Genomic DNA, 18,268 nt, shown 5'->3' with positions numbered 1-18,268 from the left:
GACGACCTCGCTACGCCTGCAACCTGCCGGCGCTCGGACACCCGGCAAGTCCTGCCGCTCAGCCTGAGGTGAGCAGCGAGGTGTAGGCGCTGGAGTGCTGCTGGCCGGACATGAAGGAGACGAACTGCCGGACGAACGCGCTGCGCGAGTAGCCGTCGCCGCTGCCTGCCAGGTCGCGGTGGAAGGCCGTGCGGAACAGGTTGCGGTATTCGCCGGCGTCGATCTTCTCGTCGTCGTCGGTGTCGGTGACGTCGAACAGCACGTCGGCGATCCTGATGAGGCCGGTGCCGGGCAGGCGGGCCGCCGCGGCGGCGTACTCCTCGCGGGTGACCCGCCCGTCGCCGTCGCGGTCGAGCGCGGCCTGCAGCTCGGCCCACCACGCGGCGTACGCCTGGAACAGCCGCTCCTCCTCCTGTCCCCCGAGGTCGAGCCGGGTGGCGATCTCGCGCGCCATGGCGGCCAGGTCGGGCCAGCGCAGGCAGCCGTCGCCGGTCTGGTCGAGCACCTCGGTGAAGAACCGGTCGGCCGAGCGGGTCACCTGCTCGCCCTCGTCGTCGCCGGCAGGGGTGAGCAGGCGTACGAGGGCCGCGGCCTTGCCGGCCTGCCTGCGTACGGTCTCCCACGGGGCTTCGCCCTGGCCGTCCAGGAGGTTCATGAAAAGGTCCACCCGCGTCCAGCTCGCCGGCAGGTGGCGGGTGGCGAGGGCGGCGCCCAGGTAGGCGCTCTGCATGAGCGTGCGGGCGCCCGGCAGGTCGGGCAGCGCGACCCGCCTGCTGAACGCCTCGGGGAGCGAGGCGATGGTGATCGCCGTGGCCAGCGGGCTCGCCACGGCCCGGCCCGCCGTCCACAACGCCGGGTGGGCGCGCAGCACGGGAGGAGCGGGCACGTTCGCGAAGAGCCGGTAGAGGATGACGCCGACCGCCTCGTTGTTCTCCAGGCGGCGCTCGACGATGTCGTCGAAGTAGGGCCAGAACTCGGGCAGCGTCGCGGGCAGGTGGTCGGCGGTGCCCTCCATCAGCGCGAGGAACGTACGGTGTTCGTCGTAGAGGCGGCGCATCGCGTCGGCGCCGAGCGCGTCGCCGCTCAGCCGGCACATCGTCACCGTCGAATCGAACAGGGTGGCCACCACCCACGCGCGCGCCTCGGGGTCGGTCGCGTCGTAGGGGCGGCCCTGGGCGTCGGTGCCGGACATGCGGGCGTGCAGGCGGTTGAGCCGGACCGCCTCGCGGTCGCGTACGCGCGGGTCGGGGTCGAGCAGCCGCCGCGCGCTCGTGACGGTGTTGCGCAGCCGCCGCCACGGATGCGTCAGGAACGTGGAGTTCTCCATCAGCGCCGCGCCGATCTGCGGATGGGCGGCCTCCAGCAGGGTGGCCCTGGTCACCGCGAGCCCCCAGCGCGCCTCGGAGGCCAGGGGGCGCAGGAGCGAGTCGGGGCCGAAGACGTCCTGCTGCGGGTCGGTGTGGCTCAACGAAGGCCCTTTCCTGTCGCGGTGGTGGGATGGACGTCGCCGAAGCGGCGCCGGCGCCGCAGGTAGGCGTCGAGGCATTCGGCGAAGTGGGCGGCGCGGAAGTCGGGCCAGAGCACCTGGGGGAACACCCACTCGGCGTAGGCGACCTGCCAGAGCATGAAGTTGGAGATGCGCTGCTCGCCCGAGGTGCGGATGACGAGATCGACGTCGGGGGTGTCGGGGTAGGGCAGGTGGGCGGCGAAGCCGGCCTCGGTGACCTCGTCGGCCGGCGTCGCGGACCTGATCAGCGAGCGGGCGGCCTGCACGATGTCGCGGCGGCCGCCGTGGTCGAAGGCGACGGTCAGCGTCATGCGGGTGTTGTCGCGGGTGAGCGTCATCAGGTCGGTGATGTCGCGGACCAGCGGGGCGGGGATGCGCGGGTCGCTCATGCCGAGGAAGCGGCAGCGGATGCCGCGGGTGTGCAGCGCGGGCGCGTGCTTGCGGATGGCGCGGCGCACGAGCCGCATGAGGATGTCGATCTCGCCTGCCGGGCGCCGCCAGTTCTCGGTGGAGAAGGCGTACAGGCTGAGCCAGGTGACGCCGGCGGCGCGGGCCGCCTCGATGACGTCCATGACGGCGGCCTCCGCGGCCTCGTGACCCGCGGTGCGCGGCAGCGAGCGCTGCTCGGCCCAGCGGCCGTTCCCATCCATCACGCAGGCCACGTGACGTGGCACGGCCATGACCACCTCCATAGCTGAGTGTTACTGTCCCCATACTTTAAGTGATTCGTAGGTGGGAGTGACAGGTCCTGGATGCCCTTCGGCGCGAAGATCGTTCTGTTCGACATGGATCGAACCAACCTCGCAGGCTTCCTCCGGTGGCGGCGCGCCGTCGCGCTGTCCGCTCTCCTGCTCACCGCCCTTCCCCACGCCGGGACGAGCCTCCGCGACGTACGGGTGCTCGCCCGCTTCGACCGCGCCGCTGGCCAGGCCGCCGAGAGCATCGCCCCGGAGCCCGCGGACACCGCCGCCATCAACCAGAGCAGCCAGCTCGTACGGGTGAACGCGGACGGCACCGGCGAGGTCCTGCTGGACGCCTCCGACGGCATGCAGGGCACCACGGCCGTCGCCGTACGGGGAAACCGCGCGTACATCACCAATGGCGCCACCATCGTAGGCAGGGACTCCAACCTGCTGGTGGCCGACCTGCGCCGCGGCTGAGCAGCGCGGCGCGCCCGGTGATGGGGCAGAATCTTTGGTGTCCGGGTCCTGCAGCGTCGATGACGGTAGGAGCAGGTTTGGCACACCGCGAGCGGCCGTTGGACGAAGGGGACCGGGTGACCCGGTTCGGCATTCTGGGTCAGCTCGACGTGGTGCGCGCGGGCCGGCGGATCGCGGTCCCGGCCGCCAAGCAGCGGATCGCCCTGGCCACCCTGCTGCTGGATGCCAACCAGTACGTCTCCAGCGACCGGCTCATCGGCCACATGTGGCCCGGCTCCGCCCCCGCCAACGCGCAGGCGGCGCTGCACACCCACATCGCCCGCCTGCGCCACACGCTGGACTGCGACGGAGAGCAGCTGATCCAGACCCGCCAGCAGGGATACCTCATCAGGCTCGAAACCGACCAGCTCGACCTCACCCGGTTCCGCGACCTCGTGAGCAGGGCCGGCGACGCGGCACGTTCGGCCGATCCCGGCGAGGCCGCCCTGCTCCGCGAGGCGCTCGACTTATGGCGCGGCCCCGCCCTGGCCGACATCCCGGCGGAGTCGCTGCGCCACGACCACGCCGCCCGCCTCGACGAGGAGCGGCTCAGGACGCTGGAACGCTGGCTCGAGCTCGCCCTGCAGGCCGGCCGGCACGAAGAGGTCGTCCCCGAGCTGATCGCGGCGACGACCGCGCAGCCCCATCGCGAACGGCTGTGGGCCCAGCTCATGCTCGCCCTCTACCGCTGCGGCCGCCAGGCGGAAGCCCTGCGCGCCTACCAGACCGTCGCCGACCTGCTGAGGGACGAGCTGGGCGTCGACCCAGGCGACGAGTTACGCCGGCTGCACCAGGCGATCCTGACCACCGACCCCGCACTCGTCCCGCGCCCCGCGGCCGAGGAGCCGCCGCCGGGGCTGCGCCCGCGCCAGCTGCCCACGGACATCGCCGCGTTCACCGGCCGCGACGACCAGCTCAGAGCCTTGGACGGGCTCCTGCCGGTCACCGGCGGCCGGGCGACGGGCCCGGTCAGGATCGCCGTGATCACCGGAACCGCCGGCGTCGGCAAGACCGCCCTGGCCGTCCACTGGGCCCATCTGGCTCACGAGCACTTCCCCGACGGGCAGCTCTACGTGGACCTGCGCGGCTTCGCGTCGGGCCCGTCCCTCGACCCCGCCACCGCCCTGGAGACGCTGCTCCTCGGACTCAACGTCCCGGTCGAGCGTATCCCCACCGAGCTGGACGCCCGCTCGGCGCTCCTGCGCAGCGCGCTCGCCCAGCGCCGCATGCTGCTGGTCCTGGACAACGCGCGCGACGCCGGGCAGGTACGTCCGCTCCTTCCCGGCTCCGACTGCGTCGTCCTGATAACCAGCCGCGACCAGCTGCGCGCGCTGTCCGTGCACGGCGACACCGTCCACCTGCCCCTCGCCGTCATGTCGCCGGAGGAGTCCACGAACCTGCTCGCCTCCGTCCTCGGCGCCGGCCGGGTGCGGGCCGAGCCCGAGGCCACCGCGGAGCTGGCCCGCCTGTGCGCGCACCTGCCCCTGGCCCTGCGCATCGCGGCCGCCAACCTCGCCGTCGACCACTACCAGAGCGTCGCCGGGTACGTCGCGGAGCTGCGCGCCAGAGGTCCCCTCACCACGCTGCGGATCGAGGGCGACGAGCAGACCGCGATCCGCGCTACCCTGAACCTCTCCTACGCCGCCCTGCCGGGCTCCGCGCGGGCGGCGTTCCGGCTGCTCGGTCTCGTGCCAGGGCCTGACTTCACGCCCGAGGCCGCCGCGGCGCTGAGCGGCACCCCGGTCGAGGAGGGGCGGCGCGAGCTCGGCCGGCTGGCCGGCGCCCACCTGATCTACCGCAACGCGCCCGGCCGCTATCGCTTCCACGACCTGCTGCGCCTGTACGCCGCGGAGCGCGCCCGGGAGGAGGAGGGCCCCGAGACGCTGGAGCGGGCCAGGCAGCGGTTGTACGGCTGGTACCTGCTGAACACGCGCGCCGCCGGCGGCCGCCTCCATCCCTCCTGGTCCAGGCTGCCGCCTCCGGCGACGCGGGCCGACGTGCCGGTGGCCGCCTTCGACGACCCGGGGCCCGCATCGGAGTGGCTGGCCGCCGAGTACGGCAACCTCGTCGCCGCCATCCACCAGGCCGTCTCCGCAGGCCCCCGGAGGTTCGTGTGGCTGCTCTTCGACGCGATGCGCAGCTACTTCTGGATGAGCCGGCGCATGAGCGACTGGCTCTCCTGCGCGGAGGCGGCGGTCGCGGTGGCCGGCGAGGAGGGCGACGCGATGGCGATGGTCGCGGCGCTGCGCGGCCTGGCCGCCGCCCACTCCTACCAGAAGCCGCACGAGGCCATCCCCCTGTACACCCGGGCCCTGTCGTACGCCGACGAGGCCGGATGGCGGGAGGGCAAGAGCGCCACCCTGTCCAGCCTCGCCAACACCTACTGGCGGCTCGGGCAGCTCGCCGACGCGGCCCGCTGCCTGGAGGACGGCATGCGGCTGGACAGGCGTACCGGCCTGACGAGCATGCAGGCCGTCAAGCACACCAATCTCGCGGTGGTGCACACCCAGCTCGGCAACCTGCACGTCGCGTTCGACCATCTCCAGGAGGCCCTGCGGCTCAAACCGGATCACGACGGCGCCAAGCACACCAACCTCGGCGAGGTCTGCCACCTGCTGGGCCGCTTCGACGAGGCGCTGAAGCACCTCCAGGTGTCGCTGGCCCGCATGGCGGCCCGCGGGAACCACGCCGGCGAGCCCTACTGCCTCGTCGTCCTCACCGATCTGCACAGCGACCTCGGCCGCCACGCCGAAGCGCTGGGCTTCGGCGAACGGGCGCTGACCCGCAGCCGCGACATCGAGGACCGTCATGCCGAGGCGCTGGCGCTCACCGCCCTAGGCCGGGTCCACCACGCCGCCGGCCGCCCCGCACAGGCCGTGGACCACCACCGCAGGGCCATCGAGGCGGCCGGCGAGGACAACCTGTTGCCCAGGATCGCCGCGCTGATCGGGCTCGCCGACGCCGTTGAGGACCACGCCGAGGCGGTTTCCTGCGCAGAGGAGGCGCTCCGGCTCGCCCGCGAGCGTTCGTCCCGGCTCCTGGAGGGCCAGGCGCTCACCGCGCTCGCCGAACGCGCGCTCACCGCAGGAGACCGCGCCACGGCGGTCCGGCACGCGGAGCAGGCCCTGCGCGCCCATCGCGACACCGGCCACCGCCTGGGCGAGGCCCGCACCCTGCGCACGCTCGGCGACGCCGGGCACGGGCCGGAGTTCCGCAAGCTCGCCGCCGAACTCTTCGCCGAGTTAGGCGTCACTCAGGCGTCCGACTCCTGATCAGCTTTCTGTGAACCACTCGAACCACCAGCCGGTGGCGTCGTTCCAGTAGCAGGCGCTGACGTAGTGGTCGATGTCCCATTCGCGCTTGGCCTTGTTGCACTCGCCCAGGGTCGGGAACGGCCCCGTCCTGCCGTACGGCGGATCGGCCTGAACGGCCGATGCGGGAGCGTGGCTGGTCGCGATGGCCGGTACCGCCGGTACGGCCACGGCGGCGGCGATGAACGCCCCGGCCGTCAGCTTCTTGATGAGTCCCATCGGTGATCCTTCCTTTCTGGTTGCGACGGATGTTCCGTCGTGGCAGTGCCCCCGGTCAGGTAGCCGGAGGCCTGGAGGGTGAACAGGCGGCTGTAGGTGCCGCCGGCCGCCATGAGGTCCTCGTGCCGGCCGCATTCGGTGATCGAACCGTCCGCGAGGACGACGATGAGATCGGCCTCCCGTACGGCGCCGAGCCGGTGGGAGACGAGCAGGCTCGTCCGGCCGGCACGGATCTCCCGCAGCCTGGCGTGCACGTCGTGCTCGGCCTGCGCGTCGAGCCCCGCGCCAGGTTCGTCCAGGATCATCAGGTCACGCCCGGCCCGCAGGAACGCCCGCGCGATGGCGATCCGCTGCCACTGCCCGCCGGACAGCAGCACGCCGGCGCTCTCGTCGTCGCGGTCGGTGAGCGTGAGGAACGTCCTGGTCAGCAGGGTGTCGTAGCCGCGCGGCAGGCTCCGCAGCACCTCGTGGACGCCGGCCCGGCGCGCCGCCGCCTCGATCGTGGGCAGGTCGCCTGCCGCCGACAGGTCACCGACGGCGATGTTGTCGGCGGCGGTGAAGTCGTAGGTCATGAAGTCCTGGAACACCGCGCCGATCCGGGCACGAAGCTCGCCGGCGGGCACGTCGCGCACGTCGACCCCGTCCCACAGGATCGAGCCGCGTACCGGGTCGTAGAACCGGCACAGCAGCTTGACCAGGGTGCTCTTCCCCGATCCGTTGAGCCCTACCAGGGCGACGCATCGGCCGTACGGGATGAACAGGTGCACGCCGCGCAGGATCCACGGGTGGTCGTCGCTGTAGCGGAACCACACGTCGCGCAGCTCGACTCCGCGCCGCAGAGCGGGCAGGCGCCGCGGCGCGGCCGCCTGGGGCAGGTCGGGTTCGGCGCGGAGCACCGCCATGTAGTGCCCGAACGCCAGAAGCTGGAGATGGACGCCGCCGGCGGCCGACACCGCACCCCCGAGCGCTGTGTGCACGCCTCCCAGCGTGCCGACGAGCATGGCGACGTCCCCGATCGTGCCCTGCCCGCCGGCCACCATGGTGATCATCCAGATCAGGCCGAACCCGGAGACGACGGCCGACATCAGCACCAGCGCGCCGTGCGTGACGAGCTCGCGCCGGTCCATGGCCTGCTGGGCCGCGTTGGCCGCCCGCACCTCGGCGCGGATCCGCCCCCGCAGGAACACCCCGAGGCCGAGCAGCCGTACCTCCTTGGCCGCGTGCCCGCCTCCCAGCAGGTCCTGGTAGAAGAGCTCGCGGCGCTGGGCCGGGGTGATGGCCTGCATCATCCCGGCCCGCCGGCGCGACAGGCGCAGCTCCATGAGCACCATCGGCAGGCCGGAGGCGAGGACGACGGCGGTGATGAGAGGGCTGACCACGGTCAGCGAGCCGAGCAGGCCCAGCACCGTCATCACGTTGCGTCCCACGCCGATGGCGGACTCCAGCATGCTGCCCGGCGCGGCGGCGCTCTGCTGGGCGAGCCGCAGCCGATCGAGGAAGGCCGGATCCTCGAACCGGACGAGCCCCGTCTGACGTTCCAGAGCGGCGAACAGCTCATCCCTGGCCGTCAGGGCCATCCTGCGGTTCGACTCGGCCACGAGGTAGCGGCCGGCCTGCGGGCAGACGGCGCTCAGCAGCCCGGCCCCGGCCAGGCCGGCCGCCAGGAGCCACGCGGTGTCCCGCGAGCCGGGCGCCGCCAGCCCGTCCACGGTCATCTTCGTCAGCCACACCGTCACGATCGGTGCGGCGACGGAGACGGCCGTCAGCCCGAGGTGGCCGAGCAGCCGGCCGGCGGCCGCGCGGCGCGCCAGCGAGACCGTCTGTGCCAGGCCGGACACCATCGAGATCCTGTCCGTGCTCATCCCCGATCCTTCGAGTGAGGTCGCCGGCGGGGCGTGACCCCGCCGGCGTGCCGATCTCAGCGGTGAGTCACCGGCCGGTCGTGAGGTGCGGTCATTCCGACTTGTGGGTCTGGGTGACGAACGGCGTCTCACCGTCGTCGCCGGCGGCCTGCGCCACCGACGCCGCGCCCACTACGGCCGCCGCCGCTATGAGCACGGCTCCGGCCATTGCGGCGGCACTGGAGATCTTGCGCATCACGGTTCTCCTTCTCCTTGTGTTGCGGACGCGTGCCAGCATCGCCGACGGCCCTGTCGACGCCCTGTCGGCGCCCTGTCGCGGCGGTGACGCCGGCGCATGCCTGCCGAAAGCACGACGAAAGGGCTCACACGAGCAGCAGCCGGGCCCAGGCCGGCACCTGCTCGCCGCCCGCCGCCAGCAGTGCCAGCGCGACCCCCGCGGCGCCCCTGAGCAGGCCGGGATTGTCGACCCGGCGCCCGTCGGCCTCCACGTCCGCGTAGCCGAGCAGCGACTGTGGCCGGAAGCGGCCGAGCAGCGCTCCGGCGTGGCCGGCGGCGGCCGAGCGGAGCACGGGGTCGCCCGTGTCCGCGGCGAAGGCCGCCGTGAGCAGCCATCTCCCGGCCAGGCCGTGGCAGAGACTCGGTGAGGGCACCGGTACGGGACCGTGGCAGCGCAGGCGTACCGCGTCCACCGCGAAGTCGCGGATGTCCGCGTCGTCCAGCGCCTCGCCGGCGTGGAAAAGGGCACGGGCGATGCCGGCGTCCCCGTGACACCACGAGCCGCCGCCCGAGCGTCTGCCGTCGTCGGGGCGGGGGCCGAGGTCCACGCGGGCCGGCCACATGCCGTCGCGGACGTGATCCATGAGGAAGCGGGCGCCCCACCGTACGGCCGCGGCGGCGTCCCGGTCCGGTGTCCGCCGGTGCAGCAGGGAGAGCGCGGCGAGCACGCCCGCCACGCCGTGTGCCAGGCCGAGGTCCACCACGGGTCTGCCCGGTTCCAGGAGATAGCCGAGGTTCTCGATCCCGCGCGGGCTCAGCAGCCGGACGAGCGGGCTGGTGACGGCGGAACAGGCCGCGTCCACGGCGGGGGTGCGTTCGCGTACGACGAGGTATCCCACCCAGCCGGAGATCCCGGAGACCACGTCGTAGTAGCTCGGCCCGGACGGCAGCCGGCCCGGCAGGCTCCCCATGAGCGGCAGCATGGCCGCGTCGAGCGCCTCGGTGAGGTCGCGGTAGCGGGAGCCGCCCCGGCTGCAGGCCCACACCGCCGCCGCGTACCCGACACGGCCGGAGAACAGCGCCAGCGAGCCGTCGGGCCGGCCGGCCGTCTCCAGGCCGGCAGCGAGGAACTCGTGCGCCCGCGCGTCCCAGCCCTCCCCGGGGCGGGTCTCGTCCAGCGCGGCGCACAGCAGCGCCAGCCCGGCGTCGCCTCTGGACAGGCCGTCCCGGCTCCAGCCGGCGACCTGCGGCCTGAGCGTGGTCCGCGCCAGGCGGGCCAGGGACTCCTCCCGCAGCGCCGGGTCGATCACGAGCCGGGCGACCCGGCCGGCGGCGTCCTGCATCGTTCCTCCCGCTGAGGTGGGATAGCCGGCCGGCATCGGATTCTTAGCGGACGTTCCTACGATTCGGCCCATGGCGCGAAACCTCCTGTCGATCCTCGATCTCGTTCCTCTGACCCCCTCCGCCGGCCCGGCCGCGGCGCTGCGCGCCAGTACGGAACTGGCCCGCCTGGCCGAGTCGCTGGGCTTTCACCGCTACTGGGTGGGGGAGCATCACGGCGTGGCAGGCGTCGGCGCCTCCGCGCCCGCCGTGCTGATCGCCCACCTCGCCGCCGCGACCTCGACGATCCGGCTGGGCGCCGGCGGGGTGATGCTGTCCAACCACGCCCCGATGGTCGTCGCGGAGCAGTTCGCCACCCTCGAAGGGCTGCATCCTGGACGCATCGACCTCGGCGTCGGCAGCGCCGCCGGGGCCACCGCCGAGGTCGCGCAGGCGCTGCGCCAGGGCGCCCAGGAGAGGTTCGCCGGCAAGCTCGCCGACCTTTCCTGCTTCCTCGGCGGCGCCTTCCCGCCCGGCCATCGTCACGCCGGCATCCAGGTGAGCCCCGCCGCCGTGCCGGCGCCTCCGCTGTGGCTGCTCGGCGCGAGCGAGTCCAGCGCCCTCCTCGCCGGGGAGCTCGGGCTGCCGTACGCCTTCGCCCACCACCTGAACGCGGCAGGAGCAGAAGGCGCGCTGGCGGCGTACCGGGGCTCGTTCCGGCCATCGGAGCGGCAGATCCGCCCGTACGCCCTGGTCAGCGTGGCCGTCGTGGCCGCCGACACGGGGGCGGGCGCGCACCGGCTGGCGCGGGACGCCGGCCTGCCCGACGGCGCGCTCGTGGGCGACGGGCCCGCCGTGCGCGCGGCCCTGAAGGTCATGCGGGACGAGCTCGGCGCCGACGAGCTCATGATCGTCACGAACGTCGTCGACGCGGCGGCCCGCAGGCGCTCGTACACCTTGCTCGCGCCCCTCAGCCGATGAGCAGGGCGGCGTCCCACCGGCTCGTGGGAGCGCCGCCGATGGCGTAGGCGTGCAGGGCCAGTGCGGTGCCGCCGGAGCCGTCGAGCAGCCCGGCACCGTCGGCGGGCGGCTCGTCCGCCGCGATCGGGTAGCGGAACCCGAACGGCAGTGCGGGGTCGAAGTGCCCGATCGTGTGCCGGGCGGCGAGGCCGGCCACCAGGTGGGCGGCCTCGTCAGCGTCGCCGGCGCCGTCCGCGGCGATCCGCCGGGCGATGTGCAGCAGCCCGGCCCAGCCGTGGCACAGACCGGCCCCCGCCAGGTGAAGCCGCCCGGCCGGCCGCTCGATCAGGGAGCGCATGGCGTCGTCGGCGACGCGCGACCAGTCGGTTCGTCCGAGGGCGAGCCCCGCGAGCTGGATGGCGCGGGCGATGCCGGGGACGCCGTAACACCAGGTGGCGTTGCACACGACCGGCGGCTCGTCGTGGCCGAGCCATTGGCCGAGGGTGAGCGTGCCGGGCCAGCCGTCCGGTCGCCGCCATCGCAGCAGGACGTCCGTGATGGCGGTGATCGCCCGCCGCTGGCCCGGCACCCGCCGGCCTTCCCGCCAGGCGATGGCGAGCAGCGCGAGCGGGCCGGCGATGCCGTGCGCGAGCCCGAGGTTGGCGTGGCCGTGCGCGTAGCGGGGGTCGTGCCGGGCCTGGAACCACGGCGGCCCCGTGACCCACCAGCCGGGCACCTCGTGGCCGGCGACCTCGGCCGGCTCGTCCGTGAGGGAGACCAGGAAGGACAGCACCTCGCGCAGGGCGATTCCGCCGGGGTCGGCCATGAGGAGGTAGCGGCCGAGCCCGGTCAGTCCCTGGATGACGTCGTAGCCCGCCATGGTGAGGGTCGCCGGCGCCCGCCGGGTCAGGCGCTCGACGCGCAGGAGGGCCAGGTCGGCCACGTACGGGTCGAGCTGGGCCAGCAGGAGGCGGTAGTCGTCCGGGGTGGCGGCCGTGGCGCGGGCGGCGAAGGCCAGGGCGGGCAGGCCGTCGTACAGGGCGCCGCCGTCGGAGGGAGGCTCCTGCGCGATGGCCCGCGCCAGCAGGGCGTGTGCCGTCCGGCGGCCCTCCGGCCGGGTCGCCGCCAGCTCGGCGTGCAACAGGGCGGCGGCCGGGAGACCGGTGCTGAGGGACAGACCTGAACGGCCCGTCTCCCTGCGCACCGACCGCTCGGCCAGGCGCTCGACGGCGTCCACGTCCGCCAGCCGCCCGGCCAGCAGCGTGGTGATGTCCGCGGCGGTGCCGCGCAGGTCGTTCGTCGTGCCCGCGCCGCTCATAGGGCGTGCCTCCTGTGCCTGGCCGGCAGCGTCGTGACGTCGGCGGTGGTGCTCATCCGGCATGCCTCCTGCGCCCCGCGTCGGCGTCGAGGACGCCTCTGAACGTGGCCAGCGCGTGCCCCTCCGCTTCCCGGTCGAGGCCGAGGAGCCGGTTGGCGTGCATGTGCTGCACGCTCCTGACGATGTCGAGCCGTTTCCGTGTGTCGGTGGCGGCCAGCTCGGCGGCGTAGTCCGCGAGCGCCGTGCGGCGCCGGCGCCAGGTCTCGACGAGCTGCGCGCCGCCCGGCTCGGCCGCCAGGGCCTCCCAGTCGCCATGCGGGTCGATGAGCCGGACCGCCGCCCTCCTGTGCCGCTGGAAGACGGCGTGATGGTCGCCCTTCGGGACGAGGTCCAGGTAGCCGGCGGCCCAGTCGTCACCGCCGAGGTGGCGGGCGATCTCCATCAGGTTCATCGCGGCCACGGACCACGGATCCCAGGGGAGCACGCCGTCGCGGAGCAGGCGCAGTTGCCGCAGCACGGAGTCGCTGTCGGCGTGGAAGAGCCGTTCGGCCGCCGGCATCGCCTTCTCGCCGCCGTAGCGGACGTACTCGGGCTCGTAGGTGTCGAGCGTCATCCGCCGCAGGGCGCCCGCCGCGCAGCCGGCCGCCACCCAGTCGTGCAGCGCCGGCAGCACCTGGCCGGTCAGTACGCCGGGGGTCCCGGCCAGACGCAGCCGCACATGGGGATCAGGGTCGCGGTAGCGCAGGAAGTGCCAGTGATCGACGGCGGGGCCGACCTGCTCAAGCAGCGCGGGCAACCGGTCGACGAGCAGCTCGTCCTGGTGCTCCTCGATGAGGTAGAGCTTGGCGTAGAGCCACTCCCCGCCGGCGTGGTGGCGCCGCCGCGGCCAGTCGAGCGTGACGGCGGGCGGCGTGGGCGGCGGTGTGACGGACCGTCCGGTCAGCGGCACGACGATCTCGTTGCCGTGACCGTCGCACCACCCTGTCCCAGGTGAGCCGCCACCCGGTGGTTCCGCCAGCACGGCCGCGCGGTCCCTGTCCAGCTCCCGCCTGAGCAGCCGCTGGTGCGGGGCGACGGTCAGATCGAGCGGGAGCCGCAGGTCGTGCGAGACGACCTCGACGTGGTCGGGCACCGACCAGCGCCCCCGCCAGGCGCGCAGCGCCTCGCGCCAGCCGTCCCACGACAGGCTGGTGTCGCGCAGCTCGGGGCCGGGCAGCCAGCGGGCCGAGAACAGCACGGTACGCCCGTACCGCACCCGTGGCAGGTACGGCAGATCGGCGAGGCCGTCCCACGACCAGGCCGAGACGCCGCCGGCCCGGCGGGAGGCGATCTCGCCGAGCAGCCGTGCCACGTTCGGCTGCCGGTACGGGTTGAGCATGTTGAAGGACATCGGGACGATCTCGCGTCCGAGCGGCGTGGCATGGACGTACAGGCGGTGGAGGTCGGCCGTGACGACCAGGTCGTCGAGACCCAGCACGCCGTCTCGCCCGCGGTCGGTGTACATGCCGAGCGCCACCTGGTGCGGCAGGACCGGCGGCACGTGGATGACGTTGCCGGAGCGTTCCTCGTTCGGCTGGTAGAACAGCTGCACGGGCACCGCGCCCTGACCCGTGTCGCCGGGCGGCGACACGACCTGCCGCAGCCGGTCCGCCAGGCCGCCGAACATGGCGGTGAAGCGGCCGAAGAACGAGCCGGGGCCGATGGAGCCCAGTCCGGCCGCCACGACCAGCCGGAAGTCCCCGCGCGCGATCTCGGCCATGGAGCCGGCCAGCAGGGAGACGCACACGTCCAGGTCAGGGGCCGGCCTGGAGGTGCCGTCGTGGCGTACCAGCGCGGCGATCGACTCCTCGTCCAGGACGACCTCCTCGTGTCCCGACCCGATCACCTCCATGGCGAGCTCTGCGAGCCGCCGTCGCCGCTGCGTGTCCGCCGGCGGCGGGCGATGAGTGAGCCGGCGGGAGCCGGCGGGCAACGCGTACGTGGCGGGCGCGTCCAGGCCGCGGGCCGGATCCAGCAGTTCGCGCAGCGGGACGGCGCAGCCAACGCCGTAGCGTTCCACGAATGCCCGGTGGTATTCGGCGTAATGCTCTGGCACGTCGTCGGGGGTCATCCGCCACAGCAGGTCCACCGCGCTCTCCAGCTCGCGCAGCACCACGCCGGGCAATCTCACCTCGGCTCCGGCGCGCAGGTCGACCTGCAGCGGCCGCTCGCTCGCGTGCAGGCGCGACATCGAGGAGCCGAGCGAGCGCAGCCGCGCGGTGCCCGCGCCCGGCGGGCTCGAGGCGTACGCGCCGATCGCGGCCTGGATGTCGCGCAGCGCCCTGGCGCGGCCCGCGTCCAGGCGGTCGATGACGTGTCCCAGCGGGTCGGCGCTGTGCGGTGGCGGCGGCAGCTCGCTGACCAGGAACTCCTGCTCCAGGAGGGCGTCGATCAGGCCCGCCGCGGTGTCCTCGGACACGCCGGGGAACGCTGCGCGCAGCTTCGTCAGGAGGACCTCGTGGGGTACGGGCCGGTGGGCCGCCTCCATGCACAGGCGCACCGCCTCGGTGCCGCGTACCGACGTCTCGAAGCCGGCCCCCTTGCCGTGGGCGGCGCGTGTGTACGGCAGGACGAGCCGGTCACCGCGCCACGTCGCCAGGTCGTTGCGGACCAGCAGGAGCCGCGCACGGACGTCGGGCAGGCGCTCCCACTCGCGCACGAGCCCGAGCAGCCAGTCCATGGACGGGCGCACGGCCTTCACGGACGGCCCGCCCCTGAACTCCGCGGGCCCGTCGAACCGCACGACGGTCACGGCGGCCATGAGCCCGAACGGGGTCGGCCTGGACGACATGCGCAGCAGGTATTTCGTCACGGCGTAGGCGGCACGGCGCAGTTTCGGGAACGGGACCGGCCCGCCGCCTTCGATCGTGGCGAGATCGCGCGCGAGCGAACCGCTCGACACTTCCAGTGCCTCACGTACGAAGGGGTCGGCGACGATCTGCTCGATGTACGCCCGCAGCCGGCCGGACGCGGCGGGATCGTCGAAGTCAGGGCAGGTCAGGGTGATGGCGGCCGCCCCGGGTCGCCGGGTGGGAATTCGCAGCAGCCCGAAAGGGGCGCCGCTGAAATTCATGGGCATGAGCCGATGCTAGAAACGCCCGCTAACATTTCCCTGTTATTTCCATGAATTGCGGAAGTGTGGTTGACAATTGCTTTTCCGGGTGCCAGCCTCCGATTTTGAGAAAGGAGGAGAAATGACTCGTAGCAGCGATGTGAACAATGGGGCGTTCGACTTGCAGTTGCGCGTGCTGCCTGCTCGGGGCGGGGTGGCGGCGGCTCAGGAGATGACCGTCCCCACCGCGATCACCTGCAATGAATGCGTGTCCGTCGTGGGTTCCAACACGTGCTGGAGCACCTGCAAGGACACCTGCTGCCCGGCACAGACCCAGACCAGGGTCTGCTGATCCGAACGTGACGGGCGCTCCCGGCGGCCGGCGCCAGAGGTGGCCGGCCGCCGGGACAGCGGGACGACGGAGCGACGACAGGCGGCGGAAAGCGCCGGCGGATCTCCTTGAAGGATGAAGCGTTCATCGCAGAGTCTCGTCAAGGACCCGGAGCCGTCCATGGCCGCCGTCCCCGCCCGCCGCTTCGGCGTGCTCGGCACGTTGCGGCTGGACATCGGCGGCGCAGCGGTCGCCGTCACCGCCGGGAAGATGAAGGTCGTGCTCGCGGCGCTGCTGCTCAACGAGAACGAGCCCGTGACCGGCGACAGGCTGATCGAGTACATGTGGGACATGCCCCCGGCCTCCGCACGCACGCTGCTGCACTCGGTCATCCTGCGGCTGCGCAGGATCGCCGGCGACCGCGGGTTCATCCTGACCCGCGGATCCAACTACGTCCTGAAGGTGGAGCCGGGCGAGCTCGACCTGCACGACCTCGCCGCGCTGCTGGAGCAGGCGGACCGGGCGCGCGCCCGCTCCGACGTCGCCACCGAGCACGCCTGCCTCACCCGGGCCGTCGAGTTGTGGCGTGGGCCGACGCTGGCCGACGTGCCCTCGCCGGCACTGCGGCTGGGGATCGCCACGCGGTTCGACGAGATGCGGCTGCAGGCACTGAACCGGCGCATCGACCTGGACCTCGCCCTGGGCCGGCACGCGCAGGCTGTCAGCCGGTTGCGTGAGCTGACGCACGAGCATCCGTACAACGAGCATTTCTGGGCGCAGCTGATGACCGCGCTGTCCCGCTGCGGGCGGCAGGCGGAGGCGCTGGGCGCCTATCACGAGCTGCGCCGCGTGCTGGGCGGGGAACTCGGCATCGAGCCGGGGCCTGACGTCAGGGCCGTCTTCCTGTCCATTCTGGGGCCCCGCCGCGACGGGGCGCCACGACTACGCAACGTGACGGGCGGTTGACTCTCGCGGGTGTGGCGGTCTGGGGAGAGGGATTCGGGGGCACATCAGGAGATCGGGCTCTTCGGGTGGTAGGGACGGATCGGCGCATCTGCGCAGGTCAAGCCGATGGCTGCGGCGATGGTCACGCATCGTGATCATGGGAACGCTACCAAGCCGTTTTCGTCCCGTTTTAAGGGCATTTATGGGCATTCTTGAGTGCCGTCCACACCATTTGACTATCTTGGTCTGCCCGGAATACTGGGTGGGCGAACGGCGCCGGTTCGCCCTTTCCTCCTAGCTCAGGACTGTCATGCCGTCAGATTTTGTCAGCGTCGCGATAGTGGCAGGCGTCGTCGCCATCGCTCTCGCCGCCGTGCTGATCTACCGAAACCGCGCCGGCCGTGAGCTCGCGCAGACCCGCGCGCAGCTGACCGAAACCCGGCGCGCGCACGAACGCCTGTCCCGCGAGGGCAGCCAGTGGGAGCAGCGCCTGCGGCAGGCCGAACACCAGGCCAGAGAGGCCGAACGCCAGATCAGGGAGGCCGAGCACAAGGTCAGGGAGGCCGAGCACCAGGCCAGGGAGGCCGAGCACCAGGCCAGGGAGAGCGAACGGCAGGCCCGCGAGGTCGAACGGCAGGCCCGCGAGGCCGTCGAGGAGGCCCGCGAGCTGCGCGCCCAGCAGGACCTCGCCCGCGCCGAGACCGACCACCTGCTGACCACCCGCATCCCCGCCCTGGTCTCCCACCTGCGCGCCTCCCACGTCACCGTGCCAGGACTGCAGAACGCGAAGCTGGCCGGCACCGACATCGACCGCCAGCACCTCGCCGTGCTCGACGCGATCTCCAGCGCGGTGCGCGAGGAGTCCGTACGCATCGACGAGGCCGCCCAGGCGATCGTGCGCGGCGCGATGTCGCGCGTGCAGACCCAGGCCCTGCGCGCCCAGGACCTGCTGTCGTCCGTCCAGCAGCGCTACAGCGGCGACGAGCACACCGACCTGCTGCGCGAGGTGCTCGGCCTCGACATGTTCAACGAACTCATCATCCGTCGCGCCCAGGCCACCGGCATCGCCTGTGGCGCCACCGCCGGCCTGTCGCGCGACGACACCTACCTCGTCGACCTCGTGGTCGGCGCCGTCGCCCGCGTCGAGAACTTCGACCAGCGCATCGACGGGCCAGCCAACCACCTGCGCCGCCGCGTCGGCGTGGCCGCCAGGGCCGCCGAGCCGATCCTGTTCGTCACCTCCGAGCTGCTCGCCAACGCCGTCCACCACTCCCACGGCACGCTCAAGGTGACCATCGCCCTCCACGAGACCAACACCGGCGCGGCCATCGTCATCGACGACGCCGGCGTCGGCCTCAACGAGGAGCAGTACGCCCGCGCCGGGCGGCTGCTCAGCGGCCGGCACTCCGTACGCCTGGTCGACCTCGGCAACCCGCCCCACACCGGGTGGGCCGCCATCGGCCGGCAGGTCGCGCAGTACGGCATGCAGGTCACGGTGAAGAAGAGCGCCTACGGCGGCGTCCAGGCCGTGGTGAGCGTCCCCGCGGGACTGCTGGTGGAGATGCCGGAGAACACCCGCCCGTCCGTGCTCGCGCCCGAGCCGGTCAGGGCCGTCGTCGCGACGTCGCCGTACCAGCAGCGCCTGCCCGAGGCGGCGCCGGTGCCCGCCGCGATCGCCCCGCGCCCCATGCGCGCCCCCGAGCCGCCCGAGCAGCGGCCGGTGCGCACGGCCTCCCTGACGGACGCGCCCACCGACCCGGGCACCGGCCCAGCGGCCCTCTCGGACACCGGGATCGACGGCCTGCCAGGGCTGCCGCAGCGCCGCCGTCAGACGCCGCGGCGCGCCCCCACGGGCCCCGCCACCACCCCGCTCACCACCCCCGAGGAGGCCCAGAAGCGGTGGGGCGACTTCCAGACGGGCGCAGAAGCGGGCCGCCGCGAAGCGCTGCCGTCTCAGCACGACGACGCGACCGAAGGGAACTGAACCCT

General features: G+C 73.2%; 14 protein-coding genes. 6 read left to right on the top strand and 8 right to left on the bottom strand.

Annotated features, from left to right (window positions below):
- Positions 1–58: 58 nt before the first annotated feature.
- Both AB0K12_RS19900 and uppS read right to left on the bottom strand, forming a co-directional pair.
- Positions 59–1,468: an oxygenase MpaB family protein gene (locus AB0K12_RS19900; protein WP_364562846.1), complete on the bottom strand. Its 1,410-nt coding sequence runs from the start codon at positions 1,466–1,468 to the stop codon at positions 59–61.
- Positions 1,465–2,187, bottom strand: coding sequence for a polyprenyl diphosphate synthase (gene uppS, locus AB0K12_RS19895; protein ID WP_345405356.1), 723 nt, complete (start codon positions 2,185–2,187; stop codon positions 1,465–1,467). Before uppS ends, AB0K12_RS19900 begins: the two co-directional genes overlap by 4 nt.
- Before the next feature lie 105 nt (positions 2,188–2,292).
- On the opposite strand from uppS, the gene AB0K12_RS19890 reads away from it, so the two are divergent.
- The gene (locus AB0K12_RS19890) at positions 2,293–2,667 is read left to right on the top strand and encodes a hypothetical protein (protein ID WP_364562842.1); all 375 of its coding nucleotides are present in this window, start codon (positions 2,293–2,295) and stop codon (positions 2,665–2,667) included.
- 116 nt (positions 2,668–2,783) lie between these two features.
- Complete coding sequence (locus tag AB0K12_RS19885) at positions 2,784–5,978, top strand: BTAD domain-containing putative transcriptional regulator (RefSeq protein ID WP_364562840.1); 3,195 nt, start codon at positions 2,784–2,786, stop codon at positions 5,976–5,978.
- Here the strand turns inward: AB0K12_RS19885 and AB0K12_RS19880 are convergent, their stop codons facing one another.
- The 4 genes from AB0K12_RS19880 to AB0K12_RS19865 form a co-directional block, all read right to left on the bottom strand.
- Complete coding sequence (locus AB0K12_RS19880) at positions 5,979–6,236, bottom strand: hypothetical protein (RefSeq protein ID WP_364562838.1); 258 nt, start codon at positions 6,234–6,236, stop codon at positions 5,979–5,981.
- Complete coding sequence (locus AB0K12_RS19875) at positions 6,215–8,098, bottom strand: ABC transporter ATP-binding protein (RefSeq protein WP_364562835.1); 1,884 nt, start codon at positions 8,096–8,098, stop codon at positions 6,215–6,217. The genes AB0K12_RS19880 and AB0K12_RS19875 overlap by 22 nt, the downstream gene beginning before the upstream one ends.
- Positions 8,099–8,189: 91 nt before the next feature.
- On the bottom strand, positions 8,190–8,333 hold the full coding sequence (locus AB0K12_RS19870) for a hypothetical protein (RefSeq protein WP_364562832.1): 144 nt from the start codon (positions 8,331–8,333) through the stop codon (positions 8,190–8,192).
- 127 nt (positions 8,334–8,460) lie between these two features.
- Positions 8,461–9,657, bottom strand: a complete 1,197-nt coding sequence (locus AB0K12_RS19865; RefSeq protein ID WP_364562829.1) for a lanthionine synthetase LanC family protein — start codon at positions 9,655–9,657, stop codon at positions 8,461–8,463.
- A gap of 70 nt (positions 9,658–9,727) precedes the next feature.
- Between AB0K12_RS19865 and AB0K12_RS19860 the strand changes: the two genes are divergently transcribed.
- Positions 9,728–10,615: an MsnO8 family LLM class oxidoreductase gene (locus tag AB0K12_RS19860; RefSeq protein WP_364562827.1), complete on the top strand. Its 888-nt coding sequence runs from the start codon at positions 9,728–9,730 to the stop codon at positions 10,613–10,615.
- On the opposite strand, the gene AB0K12_RS19855 is transcribed toward AB0K12_RS19860, so the two are convergent.
- Together AB0K12_RS19855 and AB0K12_RS19850 are read right to left on the bottom strand one after the other, a co-directional pair.
- Entirely contained in the window at positions 10,605–11,912 is a 1,308-nt protein-coding gene (locus AB0K12_RS19855) for a lanthionine synthetase C family protein (RefSeq protein ID WP_364562825.1), read from the bottom strand. The two genes, AB0K12_RS19860 and AB0K12_RS19855, sit on opposite strands and share 11 nt — an antisense overlap.
- Positions 11,913–11,964: 52 nt before the next feature.
- Positions 11,965–15,030, bottom strand: coding sequence for a lantibiotic dehydratase (locus AB0K12_RS19850; RefSeq protein WP_364562822.1), 3,066 nt, complete (start codon positions 15,028–15,030; stop codon positions 11,965–11,967).
- A gap of 115 nt (positions 15,031–15,145) precedes the next feature.
- On the opposite strand from AB0K12_RS19850, the gene AB0K12_RS19845 reads away from it, so the two are divergent.
- The 3 genes from AB0K12_RS19845 (at position 15,146) to AB0K12_RS19835 (ending at position 18,263) form a co-directional block, all read left to right on the top strand.
- Entirely contained in the window at positions 15,146–15,355 is a 210-nt protein-coding gene (locus tag AB0K12_RS19845) for a hypothetical protein (RefSeq protein ID WP_364562819.1), read from the top strand.
- A gap of 114 nt (positions 15,356–15,469) precedes the next feature.
- Positions 15,470–16,300 carry an AfsR/SARP family transcriptional regulator gene (locus AB0K12_RS19840; protein WP_364562817.1) on the top strand — a complete coding sequence of 277 codons (831 nt, stop codon included), beginning with the start codon at positions 15,470–15,472 and terminating at the stop codon, positions 16,298–16,300.
- A 319-nt stretch (positions 16,301–16,619) separates the two neighbouring features.
- The gene (locus AB0K12_RS19835; RefSeq protein WP_364562814.1) at positions 16,620–18,263 is read left to right on the top strand and encodes a hypothetical protein; all 1,644 of its coding nucleotides are present in this window, start codon (positions 16,620–16,622) and stop codon (positions 18,261–18,263) included.
- Positions 18,264–18,268: the final 5 nt, after the last annotated feature.

Origin of the sequence: Nonomuraea sp. NPDC049419 (assembly GCF_040676995.1) — a bacterium.
Lineage (GTDB): Bacteria > Actinomycetota > Actinomycetes > Streptosporangiales > Streptosporangiaceae > Nonomuraea > Nonomuraea salmonea.
This window is presented reverse-complemented; position numbering and strand designations above follow the sequence as displayed.